We start from the raw sequence: 16,768 nt of genomic DNA, 5'->3' as shown, positions 1-16,768 counted from the left end.
TCACCACCATCATCCACACCGCAGGCGCCAACCTCGGGGCGTCGATCGCCGAGACCGGCCCCGCCGAACTCGCCCAGACGGCGGCGGCGAAGGTCACCGGAGCGGCGCTGCTGCACGAGCTGACGCGCGAGATCGACTCGATCGAGCACTTCGTGCTCTTCTCCTCGATCGCCGGGACGTGGGGCAGCGCAGGTCAGGCCGCGTACGGTGCCGCGAACGCCTACCTCGACGCCCTCGCGCAGCACCGCAGGGCGCAGGGGCTGCCGGCCACCTGCATCGCCTGGGGTCCGTGGGACGGCGAGGGGATGGCGGGCGAGGAGTCCACGCGGGCTCTGCTGCGCCGCCGCGGGCTGCCCGCCATGCCGCCCGCCGCGGCCGTGTCCGCGCTCGTCCGTACGCTCTCCCACCACCCCGACACCAGTACCGTCACCGCGGACGTCAACTGGGAGGACTTCGCGGCCGTCTTCACCGCCCGGCGGCCCGCGCCGCTCCTGGACGACATCCCCGAGGTCCGGCGGGTGCTCGACGGCCGCGCCGCCGAGCCCGCCTCCACGCCCCTTCGCGACCGGCTCCTCCAGCGGTCGCCGGAGGAGCAGCAGCAGGCGCTCCTCGACATCGTGCGCACGCACACGGCCGCCGTGCTCGGCCACAGCGGCCCGGAGTCCGTCGACGCCCAGCGGGCCTTCAGCGACCTGGGGTTCGACTCGCTGACGGCCGTGGAGTTCCGCAACCGCCTCGTCGCCGCCACCGGGCTGTCCGTGCCCACCACCCTGGTCTTCGACCATCCGAGTCCGACCGCGTGCGCGGCGTACCTTCGCGCGGCGCTGACGGGCGACGGCCGCGCGGCTCCGGCCGTGCCGACGGGGCAGGCCGTGGCGGTGGACCGGGACGAGCCTCTGGCCATCATCGGGATGGCGTGCCGCTATCCGGGGGCCGTGGCGTCGGCGGAGGATCTGTGGCGGCTGGTCGCCTCGGGTGCGGACGCCGTCACCGGATTCCCCGCGGACCGCGGCTGGGACCTCGACCGGATCTACCACCCGGATCCCGGTCACGAGGGCACCTGCTGCACGCGGCACGGCGGTTTCCTCCCCGACGCCGGCGCGTTCGACTGCGACTTCTTCGGTATCAGCCCCCGCGAGGCGCTGGCCATGGACCCCCAGCAGCGGCTGCTGCTGGAGACGTCGTGGGAGGCGTGCGAACACGCCGGCATCGATCCGGAGTCGCTGCGGGGCAGCCGGACGGGCGTCTTCGCGGGCATCAACGTGCAGGACTACGCGGCGCATGTGCGGCAGGTGCCGCGGGCCACGGCCGGCTACGCGCTGACGGGCAGTTCCGGAAGCGTCGCCTCCGGCCGGATCGCCTACACCTTCGGGTGGGAGGGGCCGGCGGTCTCGGTGGACACGGCCTGCTCCTCGTCGCTGGTCGCCCTGCACATGGCCGGTCAGGCGCTGCGTTCGGGAGAGTGCTCGCTGGCGCTCGTCGGCGGTGTGATGGTGATGTCGACGCCGGCCACCTTCATCGAGTTCTCGCGGCAGCGGGGCCTGGCGCCGGACGGCCGGTGCAAGGCGTTCTCGGCCGCCNATGTCGACGCCGGCCACCTTCATCGAGTTCTCGCGGCAGCGGGGCCTGGCGCCGGACGGCCGGTGCAAGGCGTTCTCGGCCGCCGCCGACGGCACCGGCTGGGCCGAGGGCGTCGGCATGCTCCTGGTGGAACGGCTGTCGGACGCGCGCCGCAACGGCCGCCGGGTGCTGGCCGTGGTGCGCGGCAGCGCGGTCAACCAGGACGGCGCCAGCAACGGCCTGACCGCGCCGAGCGGCCCGTCCCAGCAGCGCGTCATCGGCCAGGCCCTGGCGAGTGCCGACCTGTCGCCCGACGAGGTCGACGCGGTGGAGGGGCACGGCACCGGTACGGTCCTGGGCGACCCGATCGAGGCGCAGGCCCTGCTGGCCGCGTACGGGCGGGACCGGCCCGCGGACCGGCCGCTGTGGCTCGGGTCGCTGAAGTCGAACATTGGGCACGCGCAGGCGGCGGCCGGGGTGGGCGGAGTCATCAAGATGGTGATGGCCCTGCGGAACGAGCTGCTGCCGCCGACCCTGCACGCCGAGGAGCCCTCGCCGCACGTGGACTGGTCGTCCGGTGCGGTGCGGCTGCTGACCGAGGCGGTGCCGTGGCCGCGGGGCGGGCGGCCGCGGCGTGCGGGGGTGTCCTCCTTCGGGGTCAGCGGCACCAACGCCCACGTCATCCTCGAGGAGGCGCCCGCCGAGGAGGCGGACGGGACCGCGGCGGCGGAGCCGGCGCTTCCGCGGCAGGCCGCGGGACCTGAGGAGACCGCGGAGGCCGCCGTACCGCTGCCGTGGCTGGTGTCGGGGAAGTCGGCCGAGGCGCTGCGCGACCAGGCGCGCCGGCTGCACCGGTTCCTGGCCCGGCAGGCGGCCGGCGGCCGGGAGGCCGGCGCCGCGCCGCGGCTCGCGGACGTCGGCTACTCGCTGGCCGCCCACCGGTCGGTCTTCGACCACCGCGCGGTGGTCGTCGGCGGCGACCCCGCGGAGTTCCTGCGCGGGCTGGACGCGCTGGCGTCCGGCCGGCCGGACGAGGCGGTGCGGGAAGGGGTGTCCCCCGGTGAAGCGAAGGCGGCGGGCGGTGACGTGGTGTTCGTCTTTCCCGGCCAGGGCGGCCAGTGGGCCGGGATGGGCCTGCGTCTGCTGGCGACCTCCGCGGTGTTCGCCGAGTCGGTCGCCGCGTGCGAGGAGGCGCTGTCGCCGCACGTCGACTGGTCGCTGACCGATGTCCTGCGGCTCGACGCCGACGACCCGGCCTGGGAGCGCGCCGACGTGGTGCAGCCCGTCCTGTTCTCCCTGATGGTCTCCCTCGCCGCCCTGTGGCGCTCGTACGGGATCGCACCCGGCGCGGTGCTGGGCCACTCCCAGGGCGAGATCGCCGCCGCCCACGTCTGCGGCGCCCTCAGCCTCGCCGACGCCGCGCGGGTGGTGGCCCTGCGCAGCAAGGCCCTCCAGGCCCTGCGCGGGAAGGGCGGCATGATCTCCGTCCCGCTGGCCGCCGAGCAGGTCGCCGAGGAGCTGACCGCCCGCTGGCCGGGCAGGCTGTGGGTCGCCGCGGTCAACGGCCCGGCGGCCACCGTGGTGTCGGGCGACGGGGAGGCGCTGGAGGAGGCCCTGTCGGGCTACCAGGAGCGGGAGGTGCGGGCCCGGCGCATCCCGGTCGACTACGCCTCGCACTGCCCTCACGTGGAGACCGTCGAGAGCGAACTCGGGCGTCTTCTGGCGGACATCACGCCGCGGGACGCCGACGTGTCCTTCCACTCCACCGTGGACAACCGGCCGGTCGACGGCTCGGCGCTGGACGCCGGGTACTGGTACCGCAACCTGCGCGAGCCGGTGCGGTTCGGTGCGGCCGCTGACGCCCTGATGCGCCAGGGGCACCGGACCTTCGTCGAGGTCAGCCCGCACCCGACGCTGATCCCCGCCCTCCAGGACACGGCCGAGGCCGCCGAGGCGGCGGCCGCCGCCGTGGGCACCCTGCGCCGCGGCGAGGACGACGCGCGGCAGTTCCTGGCCGCGCTGGCCGGGGTGCACGTCCGGGGCCACCGGGTCGAGTGGGGCCAGCACTTCCGGCGGCTGGACCCGCCGCCGTGCCGCGTCGACCTGCCCTCCTACGCCTTCCAGCACCAGCGCTACTGGCTGGGCGCCGAGTTCACCGCCGCGGACGTCGCGGCGGCCGGGCTGAGCGAGGCGGGGCATCCGCTGCTCGGCGCGGCGGTCCGCCTGGCGGACGGCGACGGGCACCTGCTCACCGCCCGCCTCTCGCTGCGTACGCACCCGTGGCTGGCCGACCACGCCGTCGGGGACACCGCTCTCCTGCCCGGCACGGCGTTCCTGGACATCGCCCTCCAGGCGGGTGCCCGCGCGGGCTGCCCGCAGGTCGAGGAGCTGACCCTGCACGCGCCGCTGCTTCTCCCGGAGCGGGGCGCCGTGGACGTCCAGGTGAGCGTCGGGGCTCCGGACGGCGACGGCCGGCGGGAGTTCGCGGCGTACTCCCGGCGGCACGACGGCGACGCCGGCGGCGACGGCCCGTACGGCGACGCCGCGCAGGAGGCCGACCGGGCGTGGACGCGGCATGCCACGGGCACGCTGAGCCCCGGCGCGGCCGGTTCCGTCCGTCCCGCCGCGGCCGGCGGGCCGGCGGCGGAGAGCTGGCCGCCGGCCGGGGCCGAGGCGGTGGACCTCGACGGCCTGTACGCGCGGCTGGCCGGGGCCGGGCTGGTCTACGGCCCGGCGTTCCTGGGGCTGCGCGCGGCCTGGCGCGACGGGGCGGACCTGCTGGCCGAGGTACGGCTGCCGCAGCCGTCGGCCGGCGCCGACCGGTTCGGCGTCCACCCCGCCCTGCTGGACGCGGCGCTGCACACCCTCGGCGTCGAAGGCGCGGACGGCAGCGGCGGCGACGCGGCGCCCGACCAGGGAGCGGCGCGACTGCCGTTCGCCTGGCGGGGGGTGGCGCTGCACGCGGCGGGTGGCGCGGAGCTGCGGGTGCGGCTCACGCCGCGCGCCGACCGCGGGGCGGTGGCCATCGAGGTGGCCGACGCGGCGGGGCGGCCGGTGCTGTCCGTGGACTCGCTGGTGCTGCGGCCGGTGACCGCCGACGCGGTGCGGGCCGCGGGTCCGGACGCCCACCACGACGCCCTGTTCCGCACGGAGTGGTCCGCGGTGGCGCTGCCCGCGCCCGCTTCCGCGCCGCCGGTGTGCGCCGTCGTGGGCGGCAGCGCGTACGCGGCGCGGGACGCGTCCGCGGTGGAGGGTAACGGTATGGGCGTGCTGGACGGCGCGTACCACGAGGACTGGGCGGCGCTGCTGCGCGCGGTGGACGGCGACGCGGACGCCGCTGCGGGGGTGGTCGTCGTGCCCGGTGGCGGAGGCGAGGGGGAGGGCGCCGTGCGCGCGGCCGTCCACCACGTCCTCGGCCTGCTGCACGCGTGGCTCGCCGACGACCGGTTCGCGGCCGGCCGACTGGTCGTGCTGACGCGGGGGGCGGTCGCCACAGGCCCGGAGGAGGACGCCGCGGACCTGCCGGGAGCCGCGGTGTGGGGCCTGGTCCGCTCGGCGCAGTCGGAGAACCCGGGCCGGATCGTCCTCGTGGACTGGGACGGGTCGGCCGCGTCGGCGCGCGAGCTGTCCTCGGCGCTGGGCTCCGATGAGCCCCAGCTGGCCCTCCGCGCGGGACAGGCGCGGGTGCCGCGGCTGGCCCGGGTGGCACGGCCGCACCCGGCGGACACCGGCGGCGAGCCGCCGCGCCCGCTCGACCCGGCGGGCACCGTGCTGATCACCGGGGGCACCGGAGTCCTGGGCGGGCTGGTCGCCCGGCACCTGGTCGCGGAGCACGGCGTGCGGCACCTGCTGCTGGCCGGCCGCCGGGGCATGGCGGCCGACGGCGCCCGGGCCCTGGCGGCCGAACTCGCCGGGCTCGGCGCGGAGGTGACCGTCGCCGCCTGCGACGCCGCTGACCGCGGGGCCCTCGCCGACCTGCTGGGCGGCGTGTCACCGCGGCACCCGCTGACCGCGGTGGTGCACGCCGCGGGGGTCCTCGACGACGCGACGATCCCCTCGCTGACGCCGGAGCGTACCGACACGGTGCTGACCGCCAAGGCGGTCGCGGCGCTGCACCTGCACGAGCTGACGCGCGATACGGACCTGGCCGCCTTCGTGATGTTCTCCTCGGCGGCGGCCGTCCTCGGCTCCCCGGGGCAGGGCAACTACGCGGCCGCCAACGCGGTGCTCGACGCGCTCGCCCACCACCGCAGGGCCCACGGGCGCCCCGCGGCGTCGCTGGCCTGGGGGCTGTGGGCGCAGGGCAGCGGCATGACGCGCCACCTGGACAGCGCCGACCAGGCCAGGATCGGCCGGGGCGGGATGGCGCCGCTGGAGACCGGGGAGGCGCTGGCCCTCTTCGACACCGCGCTGGCGGCCGGCGAGCCGTTCCTCGTCCCGGCGCGGCTGGACATGGGCGCGCTGCGCGCCCGGGCGGCCGCGGGCGACCTGCCGGCGCTGCTGCGCGGCCTGGTCCGCGTCCCGGCCCGGCCCGCCGGGTCCGGCGACGGCGACGACGCGGTGGACTCCGCGGCGTCGCTGCGCGACCGGCTCGCCCGCCGGGGCGGCAAGGAGCGGCTGCGCCTCCTCGCCCGCCTCGTGCGGTCGCACGCGGCCGCGGTGCTGGGCCACGGCGGGATGGAGACGGTCCCGGAGGAGCGGCCGTTCCGCGAGCTGGGCTTCGACTCGCTCACCGCCGTGGAGCTGCGCAACCGGCTCACCGGCGCCACCGGCCTGCGGCTGCCGGCGACGCTCGCGTTCGACTTCCCGACCCCGGCGGCGCTCGCCGAGCACCTGCGCGCCGAACTGGCGCCGGCGAGCGGGCCGGCCGCCCCGGAGACCGGCGGGAGTGCCGGCCGGGACGCCGAGGTGGGCGGCCGGTGGGGGCTCAGCGAGCAGGAGCTGCGGGCTGCCGTGGCGTCCATTCCGCTCGGCAGGCTCCAGGAGGCCGGGCTGATGGGCGCGCTGCTCGACCTCGCGAACGTCTCCCGGGGCGCCGCCGAGACCAACGGTTCGGCCGAGACCAACGGCTCCGCCGGGGACCCGGCCGCCGCGGACGCGAACGGCTCGGGCGCCATCGACGAGATGGATCTCGACGGCCTCATCGGCCTGGCGCACGACCAGAACGGCTCCGCGTACCCGTGACCGAGGTGGCGGCGGGCTCGCGCGGACGGCGGCGCGCGCGGGCCCGCGGCTGCGGGCGGCCCCGGTGCGGCCCGGTGCGGGCCCACGGCGCCCGGCCGGCCGGGCGCCCCGCCCACGAGACCGAATCCAGCAGAAGCGAAACATCTCACCGAAGAAAGGCAGGGAAGGCATGACCGATCTCGTCGGCGAGGACCGACCGGCCGCGGCGGACCGGGCGCGGCCCGTCTCCGGCCTGCGGCTGTTCACTCTTCCCGTGGTGCTGTGGGCCTGCGTCGGAGCCGCGGTGGTGGGGCTCCAGGCGTACGTCTTCGCGTCCTGGTTCGCCGACGGCGGCTACCACGTCGGCAAGGGACCCGCGGGCGACGGCGACGCGACGCGGACCGCCGACGTGCTGATGCCGCTGGTCTCCACGGCCGGCACGGTCGCCGCCGCGGTGTTCCTGTACCGCAGGTGCCGGGCCGCCCGGCACCTGACGTTCGACGCGCTGCTCTTCGTGGGGCTGCTGCTGGCGGGCTGGCAGAGTCCGTTCATGAACTGGGTCCACACGGTGATCTCGACGAACGTCAACGTGTTCGGGGCGGTCGGGTCGTGGGCGCCGTACATGCCCGGCTGGCAGGGCTCGGGCCCCGGGCAGGAGGCGGAGCTTCCGCTGATGACCCTGAGCATCTCCATGATGGCCCTGGTCGCCGCCGTGATGTGCAGCGCGGGAATGCGGCGGGCCGCCGCCCGGTGGCCGGAGGCGGGGCCGGTCCGGCTGGTGGCGGTCGGCTTCGCCCTGGCCATCCTGATCGACGCCACCGAGCCGTTCATCTCGTTCATCGGCATGTCGGTGTGGACCCGGGCGGTCCCGTCGCTGACCCTCTGGGGCGGGCACTGGTACCAGTTCCCGCTCTACCAGATGGTGGCGACGGCGTGCTTCGGCGCGACGCTGGGCGCCATGCGCTACTTCCGCAACGAGCGGGGCGAGACCTGCCTGGAGTCGGGGTCGAGCCGGCTGCCGGCGAGGCTGTCGCCGTGGGCGCGGCTGCTGGCGGTGGTGGGCGGCGCGAACGTGAGCATCGCCCTCTACACCGGTACGCACATCCTCTTCTCACTCCTGGACGGCGACCCCCCGGACCAGCTGCCGGACTTCTTCCGCCCCACCGCCGGGTACTGAGGCGCCGGGCCCGTCCCGGTGGCGTACGGGCCGCCGGGGCGGGGGCCGGTACGCCACCGGCGCTCCACCGGGGCCGGGTGCGGCCTTCGGCGGAGCGCCGGGCGGTGCGGAGTGCGGGTCAGCCGCGGTCGGAGGTCACCTGCTCAGCTCCGGCGCCCGCCGCGACGAGTGGCCCTCGCGGTGCACGCTCCGGGGCTCCGCGATCATGCGCAGCCGCCCGGGGACCACGTGCGTGGCCTGGTGCACCGCGCGGACGGTGCGCCCGGGGACCGGCCGCAGCCGCCAGCGGGAGCCGATGACGGCGAGCACGACAGCCACCTCGACCTCGGTGAAACCGTCTCCGATGCACTTGTAGACGCCCGCCGCGAACGGGGCCCACGCGCCCTTCCTGAGCTTCCCCTCGCTGTTCTTCGAGGCCCAGCGGTCCGGGTCGAACCGGTCCGGTTCGGGGTACCAGCGGGCGTCGTTGTGCAGGGCGTAGGAGCTGTAGAGGATTTCGGATCCGGCGGGCAGCTCGTAACCGCCCAGGCGCACGGCCTCCCGCGTGTGCCGCATGCCCACCCACCCCGGGTACTTGCGCAGCGCCTCCTTGACGATCTGCTGGGTGTACGTCAGCCGGGCGATGTCCTGGTGGCCGGGCGTCCGGCCGTCCAGGACCGTGTCGATCTCCTCGTGCAGCCGCCGCTCCATCTCGGGGTTCTGGCCCAGCTCGTGGAACGCCCACGACGCGACGGCGGCCGGTCCGCCGATACCCGTGATGGCGAGTCCCATGATCTCGTCGCGGATCTCCTCGTCCGTCAGGCCGACGCCGTCGGCGTCGGTGGTCCGCAGCAGCATGGAGAGCATGTCGCCGTGGTCCTGTCCCTCGGCGCGGTAGTCCGCGATGGTCCTTTCGATAAGCGCCCGGGCCGGCGGCAGGGCCCGGTTCCCGGCGGTCGGCAGCCGCCGGTAGATTCCGGGCGCGACGGCGCTCATGCGGGCCACCTGGAGAATGGCGCTGCCGACCTTGCGCAATTCCACTTCGGCCTCTTCTCCGAGTTTGGAGAAGAAAAGCGACTTCGTGATCGCGGCCGTGGCCAGTTCGGTCATGGCGGGCAGTACGTCCACCACGTCGTCCGCGGACCAGGAATCCGCGGTGTCCAGGGCGGCGGCTGTCATACCCGTTATGTAGCTGTCGATCCGCCGCCGGTGGAAACAGGGCTGCATCATGCGGCGCTGACGCCGGTGCGGCTCGCCGGTGGTCGCGACGAGGATCGGTCCGATGAAGGAGAGGGCCTTGGCGTGGCCTTCGCCGCGGGTGAACGCGTGCCCGTCGGTCACCAGCATGGACCGGATCAGGTCCGGGTGGGTGGCGACGTACACGGGCTTGCGGCCGAGCCGGATCCTGACCAGGTCCCCCAGGTCGTTCAGGGAGGACAGGAAGCTGAGTGGCCGTAGCGCCAGCTGCGGGACGTGGCCGAGTCCCGGCCACGAGCCCGGCGCGTCGGGCACAGGAAGGGGGGCAGGCATCGCGAGACTCCTATCAGCGTCGGGTGCGCGGCCCGGCAGGGCACGGAAAATCCCGACGCGGCACGGGCGTATCAAAGGGAACGGTGCCGATTTCTCCGCCGATAGTCAGCAGAATAGGGACTCCCCGATATCCCGAAGAACCCCCTACGCACCCCAGCGTCGTCACCGCCCGGGCCGCCGCGGCTCACCGGCCCGCGGCGATCCGGGTCAGCCACTCGTGGACGTGCCGGGCGGTGTCCTGCGCGTACCCCTCCAGCATGGTGAAGTGGTCGCCGTCGATGTCCCGGACCGTGTGCGGCACGCCCCAGGGCGGGGGCAGCTGCTCACCGTCCCGGCCCCTGATGAAGAGCGCCGGGGTTTCGATGCGCGGCGGTTTCCAGCCGGAGAAGATGTGGAAATAGCCGCCCATCGCGGTCAGACGAGTGTAGTCGACGTCGACGAATTCGGTGACGCGGTCGAAGATCTCGCTCGTCAGCGCGGAGGCGACGGGGGCGATCCCCTCGTCCGGCAGGTAGGCGTCCATGGTCACGACGGCCTCGGGGAACACGCCCTGGCCCTCCAGGTGGCTGGTCACGCTGTAGGTGAGCCAGCCGCCCGCGGAGTGCCCGGCCAGGGTGAAGGGAGCGCCGTCGGTGAACCGCAGGACGGCGTCGGCGAACATCCGGGTCACCGCGTCGACGTCGGCGGGCAGCGGCTCGCCCTCGACGAAGCCCGGGGCGGGCGCGTACCAGACGTCGCGCAACCCCTGGAGCGCGGCGGCGAACCGCGCGTACTGGTAGGCGCTGGAGATCGCGGCGACGGTGGGCAGGCAGATCAGCATGGGCGGCGCCGGTTCGGCGCCGGCGCCGTCCGGTGCCCCGGCGCCGCGCTCCCCCGCACCCCCGCCGCCGGGGTCGCCCCCGGGGTCGGCCGCGTCGCCCGCCGACGCCTGGGCGAGGCGGACGAACGGCGGTGCGACGGCCGCGGCCGAGGCCGCGTCGAAGGAGGGCCGGAAGACGGAGGCGGCCGCCAGCAGTTCCACGGCCTCCTCCATACGGCCCGTGTCGTGCCCCTCCCAGAACAGCGCCTCGACGGTCGCCTCCGCGCCGCCGCCCCGGTGCAGCGGGCCGTACTTCCGGGGCGCGGCGGCCCGCTCCCCGGCAGCCCCGGCGGCGTCGGGCCCGGCGGCGTCGGCCTCTGCGGCGAGTTGCTCCTGCACGTGCCGCGCCAGGGCCTGCGGACTGGGGTGGTCGAAGACCAGCGTGGTGGCCAGGCGCAGGCCGGTGGCCGCGCCGAGCCGGTTGCGCAGTTCCACCGCGGTCAGGGAGTCGAAGCCCATCTCCCGGAACTCGCTCCCGGCGTCGATCGTTTCGGCGGGGCCGTGCCCCAGCACGGCGGCGGCGTGCGTGCGCACCAGGTCCAGGACGGTCGCGGCGCGGTCGGCGGCGCGGGGCAGCCCGGCCAGGCGGGCGCGCAGCGCGGCGGGCGCGTCGGCGGCCACGGCGTCGACGGCCGCCGTACGGCGGGCGGGCACGCGGACCAGACCGTGCAGGATGCGCGGCAGCGCGTCCGCCGCGGCGTGCGCCCGCAGCGCCCGGAGGTCCAGCGGGGTGGCCAGCAGCACGGCTTCCTCGACGGTGCCCGCGGCGTCGAACAGGGCGAGCCCCTGCTCGTCGGTCAGCGGGGTCAGGCCGCCGCGGGCCATGCGGGCGCGGTCGGTGGCGCCGAGGTGGCCGGTCATCCCGCTGTTCTGGGCCCACAGGCCCCAGGCCAGCGACTGGCCCGGCAGGCCCCGGGCGCGCCGGTGGTGCGCCAGGGCGTCGAGGAAGGCGTTGGCGGCCGTGTAGTTGCCCTGTCCGGGGCTGCCGAAGCTGGCCGCGGCCGAGGAGAAGACGACGAAGGCGGCCAGGTCCGTATCGCGCGTCAGCTCGTGCAGGTGGAGCGCGCCGACCGCCTTGGCGCCCAGGACGGCGTCCAGTCGGTCGGCCGTCAGCGAGGTCAGGATGCCGTCGTCGACGACACCCGCCAGGTGGATCACCGCGCGGAGCGGATGCCGCGCGGGAACGCCGTCGAGCAGCCGCGCCACGGACGCCCGGTCCGTCATGTCGCAGGCGCGCGCGGTGGCGTCGGCGCCCAGCCGGGCGAGGTCGGCCAGGAACTCGGGAACGCCGTCGGCGTCCGGTCCGCGGCGGCCGGTCAGCAGCAGGTGCCGTACGCCGTGCGCGGTGACCAGGTGCCGGGCGACCAGCCGGCCCAGCACCCCGGTGCCGCCGGTGATCAGCACCGTGCCGTCCGGGTCCCAGGCCCGTCCGGTGCCGGCTCCGGCCGCGGTCTGGGGAGCGGCGGCGTCTTCGGGTTCCGGATCCGGGACGGTGACGGGGATGCGCGCCATCCGGGGCACGCCGGCCGCGCCGTCGCGCAGGGCGAACTGGGGCTCGCCCGCCAGCAGCGCGTCGGGCAGGGCCCGCCGCGAGGAGGGCGCGTCGTCGGTGTCGGCCAGCAGGAACCGGTCGGGGTGCTCGCTCTGCGCGGAGCGGACCAGCCCCCACACGGCGGCGTGCGTCAGGTCGGGCACGCCGTCCTCGGGTGTGGCGGCCACGGCGCCGTGGGTGACGACCGCCAGCCGGGAGCCCTCGAAGCGCTCGTCGCCGAGCCAGGTCTGGAGCAGCTCCAGCACGCGCGCGGACGCCCGGCGCAGCGCGGCCGCGGGGGCGGGATCCCCGGGAGCGGCCTGCTGTCCGGCCTGCTGTCCGGCGCCGTCGGCGCTGCCGGCGGGACCGGGCTGGTCGGCGCGGCAGGAGACGACCACGAGGTCGGGGAGCGGTTCGCCGGACGCGGCGGCCTCGGCGAGCGCCGCCAGGTCGGGATGGGTCCGCCACGCGGCCCCGGCCGCCTCCAGCGCGTCGCGAAGGCCCGGCGCCTCCGGGCCGACGAGGGCCCAGCGGCACCGGCCGGCCGCCCCGGGCGCCGGCGGACGCGGCGTCCACTCCATGCGGAACAGCGCCTCGTGGTACGCGGTCCCCGCCCCCCGCAGCCGCTCCGCGGTGACCGGCCGGAAGACCAGCGACCGGGCCTCGACCACCAGGTGGCCGGCCGCGTCCGTGGCGCGCAGGGCGATCGTCTCGGGCGCCACCGGGGTGAGCTGGACCCGCAGCGACGCGGCGCCCGCTGCGCCCACCGTCACGCCGTTCCAGGAGAACGGGAGCCAGCCGCGCCCCTCGGGGCCGCCGACGGCCCCGGGTTCCAGGCCGAGCACGACGGGGTGCAGCGCCGCGTCGAGCAGCGCGGGGTGCAGCGCGTACCGGGCGGCCTCGGCCGACTGCTCGGCGTCCAGGCTCACCTCGGCGAAGAGGTCGTCCCCGCGCCGCCACGCCGCCCGCAGCCCCTGGAAGGCGGGCCCGTAGCCGAGTCCGGCGTCCGCCAGGTCGGCGTACCAGCTGGTCAGGTCCACGGGTTCGGCGTCCGGCGGCGGCCAGGACGTGTCCGTGGCGGGCGGGGCCGGGGTGCGGGAACCGCCGGCTCCCGGGGCCAGGCTTCCGGTGGCGTGGCAGGTCCACGCCGACTCCGCGGCCGGGGAGGCCGGGCCGTCGTCCGGGCGGGAGTGGAGCGCGAAGGCGCGCCGGCCCGCGCTGTCGGGGGCGTCGAGGGTGAGCTGGAGGACCACCGAGCCGCGCTCGGGCAGCACGAGGGGCACCTGGAGGGCCAGTTCCTCCAGCACGCCGTACCCGGCCTCGTCGCCCGCGCGGACGGCCAGTTCCAGGATCGCGGTGCCCGGCAGCAGGACGGCGCCGAAGATGGCGTGGTCCGCGAGCCAGGGGTGGGTGCGCAGCGAGAGCCGACCGGTGAACAGCAAGTCCTGGGAGCCGGCCAGTTCCACGGCCGACCCGAGCAGCGGGTGGTCGGCGGCGGCCAGGCCGGCGGCCGCCAGGTCGGCCCCGGTGTGGTGGGTGCGCGGCCAGTAGCGGCGCCGGTCGAAGGCGTACGTCGGCAGGTCGACCCGCCGGCCGGGCTCCGCCCGGTCCCGGCCGATGACGGCCGGCCAGTCGACGGGCAGGCCACCGGCGTGCAGGTGGGCGAGGACGGTGAGCAGCGTACGGGCCTCCGGCCGGTCCGGGCGCAGCACCGGCGCGGCCACCACCTCGGTGCGGGGCGGGGGCGCGGTGCCGGGGCCGGTGGCGTCCTGCCCCCGGCCGCCCTGCTCTGGGCCGTCCTGCCTCCCGCCGTCCTGCTCTGGGCCGTCCTGCGACCGGGCGTCCCGGGGCGGCGCGTCGCCGGGGCCGGGCGTGCCGGGATCGGGCGCGTCCTGGGCGAACGTCTCCTGGGCCAGGGCGGTCAGCGTGCCGTCCGGGCCCAGCTCCACGACGGCGCGTACGCCCCGGTCCCGCAGCCACGCCACGCCGTCGCCGAACCGTACGGCCTGCCGCACGTGCCGCACCCAGTACTCCGGGTCGGTCAGCTCGCCGGGGCGGGCCGGTTCGCCGGTCAGGTTGGAGACCACCGGGATGGCCGGTTCGGCGTACGCGACCGAGGCCGCGACCTGACGGAACGCGTCCAGCATGGGCTCCATCAGCGGCGAGTGGAACGCGTGGCCGACCCGCAGCCGCCGGACCTTGCGGCCGCGCGCGGCCAGCGCGGCGGCCACCTCGTCGACCGCCGCCGCCTCGCCGGAGACCACCACCGAGTCCGGCCCGTTGACCGCCGCCAGCGACACCCGGTCCCGGTGTCCGGCGAGGGCGGCCGCCGCCTCCTCCTCGGTGGCCCGCAGCGCCGCCATCGCCCCGCCGGGCGGCAGCTCCGCCATGAGCCGCCCGCGCTCCGCCACCAGCAACGCGGCGTCCGGCAGGGTGAGGACTCCGGCGGCGTGCGCGGCGGCGAGCTCGCCGACGGAGTGGCCGATCAGGTAGTCGGGGCGCGTGCCGAAGGACTCCAGCAGCCGGAACAGGGCCACTTCCAGGGCGAACAGCGCCGGCTGCGTGTAGCGGGTGTGGTCCAGCAGCCCGGCCTCCGGTGGGCCGGGCTCGGCGAGCAGCAGCGGACCGAGCGGCCGGTCCAGGTGGCCGTCGAACGCGGCGAGGACCGCGTCCAGCGCCTGGGCGTACGCCGGGAAGGCGGCGTACAGCTCCCGGCCCATGCCGGCGCGCTGCGTACCCTGGCCCGCGAACAGCAGGGCCAGTCCGCCGCCGCGGGCGGAGGCCGGCGGCACCGTGCCCCGCACCAGGCCGGGCGCGGCCGAGCCGCCGGCCAGCGCGGCCAGGCCGCCGAGCAGCCCGGCGCGGTCCTCCGCCACGATCACGGCACGGTGGTCGAACGCGGCCCGCTCGGTGGCCAGGGCCCACGCGAGGTCCGCCAGGCGCAGGTCCTCCTCGGCCGCGGCGAACTCCCGCAGCCGCCCGGCCTGCCCGCGCAGCGCGGCGCCGGACCGGGCCGACACCACGCACGGCACCGCCGAGGGCGGCGGCGCGTCCTGCGGCACGGGAGCCGCGGCGGGGGCCGCGGGCGGTTCGTCGGGGGCCTGTTCCACGATGACGTGGGCGTTGGTGCCGCTGACTCCGAAGGACGAGACGCCCGCGCGGCGCGGCCGGTCGCTCTCCGGCCACGGCACCGGGGCGTCCAGCAGCCGCACCCGGCCGGCCGACCAGTCGACGTGCGGCGACGGGTCGTCGGCGTACAGGCTCTTCGGCAGGAGGCCGTGCCGCAGCGCCAGCACCATCTTGATCACACCGGCGACGCCGGCCGCCGCCTGGGTGTGCCCGATGTTGGACTTGACCGACCCCAGCAGCAGCGGGCTGTCGGCGGGCCGGTCCTGCCCGTAGGTGGCGAGGATCGCCTGGGCCTCGATCGGGTCGCCCAGCGCCGTCCCCGTCCCGTGCCCCTCCACCGCGTCGACCGCGGCGGCGTCGAGGCCCGCGTTGGCGAGCGCCTGCCGGATCACCCGCTGCTGCGCGGGGCCGTTGGGCGCGGTGAGCCCGTTGCTCGCACCGTCCTGGTTGACCGCGCTGCCCCGTACGACGGCCAGTACGCGGTGTCCGGCCCGCCGCGCGTCCGACAGCCGCTCCAGCAGGAGCACGCCGGCGCCCTCGGACCAGCCCACGCCGTCGGCCGCCGCCGCGTACGCCTTGCACCGGCCGTCGGCGGCAAGGCCCCGCTGCCGGGAGAACTCCACGAACGCGGCCGGGGTGGACATCACCGTGGCGCCGCCGGCCAGGGCCAGCGAACACTCCCCGGAGCGCAGGGACTGGCACGCCAGGTGCAGGGCCACCAGCGACGACGAGCAGGCCGTGTCCACGGTGACGGCCGGTCCCTCGAACCCGTAGGTGTAGGCCAGCCGGCCGGACAGCACGCTGCCGGAGATGCCGGTCAGCGCGTAGCCTTCGAGGTCCGTCCCGCCGCGCCGCACCACCTCCGCGTAGTCCTGGAGGGCGAGTCCGGCGAACACGCCGGTGCGGCTGCCGCGCAGGGACTGCGGGTCGACGCCGGCCCGCTCCAGCGCCTCCCAGGAGATCTCCAGCAGCAGCCGCTGCTGGGGGTCCATGGCCAGCGCCTCCCGCGGGCTGATCCCGAAGAACCCGGCGTCGAAGTCGGCCGCGCCGCGCAGGAAGCCGCCCGCGCGGGCGTACGAGGTGCCGGTGCGGTCCGGGTCCGGGTCGTAGAGCGCGTCCACGTCCCAGCCCCGGTCGGCGGGGAACGCGCCGATGGCGTCCTGGCCCGCCGCCAGCAGCCGCCAGAACTCCTCCGCGGACCCGACGCCGCCGGGGAACCGGCAGGCCATGCCCACGATGGCGATCGGCTCGTCGGTCCCCACCACCTCGCGGGCCACCGGCAGGAGGGCGGCGGCCGTGTCCTCGCCGCCGAAGAGCAGGTCCCACACGTGCCGGCCCAGGACGGCCGGGCTCGGGTGGTCGAACACCGCGGTGGCGGGCAGGTGCAGCCCGGTGGCGGCGTTCAGCCTGGTGCGCAGTTCCACGGCGGTCAGCGAGTCGAAACCCGCCTCGCGGAAGGCGCGTTCCGGCGGCACGGCGGCGGCCGTGCCGTGGCCCAGCACCGCGGCGGCGTGGTCGCACACCAGGTCCACCAGCGCTCGCCGCTGCTCCGCGGCGGGCAGCCCCGCCAGCCTGCCGCGCACCGGGCCGCCGTCCGCGTCCGCGTCGCCCCGGGTCTCCTGCCACGCGGCGCGCGCCTCAGGGATCTCGCCGAGCAGCGGGGGAAGGCCGTCGACGGTTCCGGCCAGGGCCCGCCAGTCCACGTCGGCGACGGTCAGGCACGGCTCGTCGTGGTCCAGGGCCTGGCCCAGGGCCGCCGGCGCCAGCCGCGGCTCCAGCGCCGCCAGGCCGCGCGGGCGGGGCGGCCCGGCCTCGCCGGCCGACCCGCCGCCGGACCAGG

General features: G+C 76.9%; 4 protein-coding genes and 1 pseudogene. 3 read left to right on the top strand and 2 right to left on the bottom strand.

The genetic code is table 11. The features are described from left to right. Positions 1 to 8: 8 nt before the first annotated feature. The 3 genes and pseudogenes from RKE29_RS18490 to RKE29_RS18475 form a co-directional block, all read left to right on the top strand. Positions 9 to 1,520 (top strand): annotated as a pseudogene (locus tag RKE29_RS18490) (beta-ketoacyl synthase N-terminal-like domain-containing protein); the annotation flags it as partial. A 61-nt stretch (positions 1,521 to 1,581) separates the two neighbouring features. Then, entirely contained in the window at positions 1,582 to 6,744 is a 5,163-nt protein-coding gene (locus tag RKE29_RS18480) for a type I polyketide synthase (RefSeq protein WP_369016042.1), read from the top strand. A 169-nt stretch (positions 6,745 to 6,913) separates the two neighbouring features. After that, a complete protein-coding gene (locus RKE29_RS18475; RefSeq protein ID WP_312006534.1) occupies positions 6,914 to 7,900 on the top strand; it encodes a spirocyclase AveC family protein in 987 nt (328 codons plus the stop codon). Between the two features lie 135 nt (positions 7,901 to 8,035). On the opposite strand, the gene RKE29_RS18470 is transcribed toward RKE29_RS18475, so the two are convergent. Together RKE29_RS18470 and RKE29_RS18465 are read right to left on the bottom strand one after the other, a co-directional pair. After that, positions 8,036 to 9,409 carry a cytochrome P450 gene (locus RKE29_RS18470; RefSeq protein ID WP_312006533.1) on the bottom strand — a complete coding sequence of 458 codons (1,374 nt, stop codon included), beginning with the start codon at positions 9,407 to 9,409 and terminating at the stop codon, positions 8,036 to 8,038. 184 nt (positions 9,410 to 9,593) lie between these two features. Next, positions 9,594 to 16,768 (bottom strand): SDR family NAD(P)-dependent oxidoreductase (locus RKE29_RS18465; protein WP_312006532.1); only part of this gene is annotated, 7,175 nt, incomplete at its 5' end.

It is taken from the genome of Streptomyces sp. B1866 (assembly GCF_031932565.1).
Classification (GTDB): domain Bacteria; phylum Actinomycetota; class Actinomycetes; order Streptomycetales; family Streptomycetaceae; genus Streptomyces.
The sequence above is the reverse complement of the archived record's forward strand: the minus strand, read 5'-3'. Positions and strand labels throughout refer to the sequence as shown.

What these genes read in the sequence shown, in the direction of transcription:
- RKE29_RS18480 (WP_369016042.1), top strand. Translation starts at nt 1,582, where the DNA reads ATGTCGACGCCGGCCACCTTCATCGAGTTCTCGCGGCAGCGGGGCCTG.
- RKE29_RS18475 (WP_312006534.1), top strand. Translation starts at nt 6,914, where the DNA reads ATGACCGATCTCGTCGGCGAGGACCGACCGGCCGCGGCGGACCGGGCG.
- RKE29_RS18470 (WP_312006533.1), bottom strand. Translation starts at nt 9,409, where the DNA reads ATGCCTGCCCCCCTTCCTGTGCCCGACGCGCCGGGCTCGTGGCCGGGA.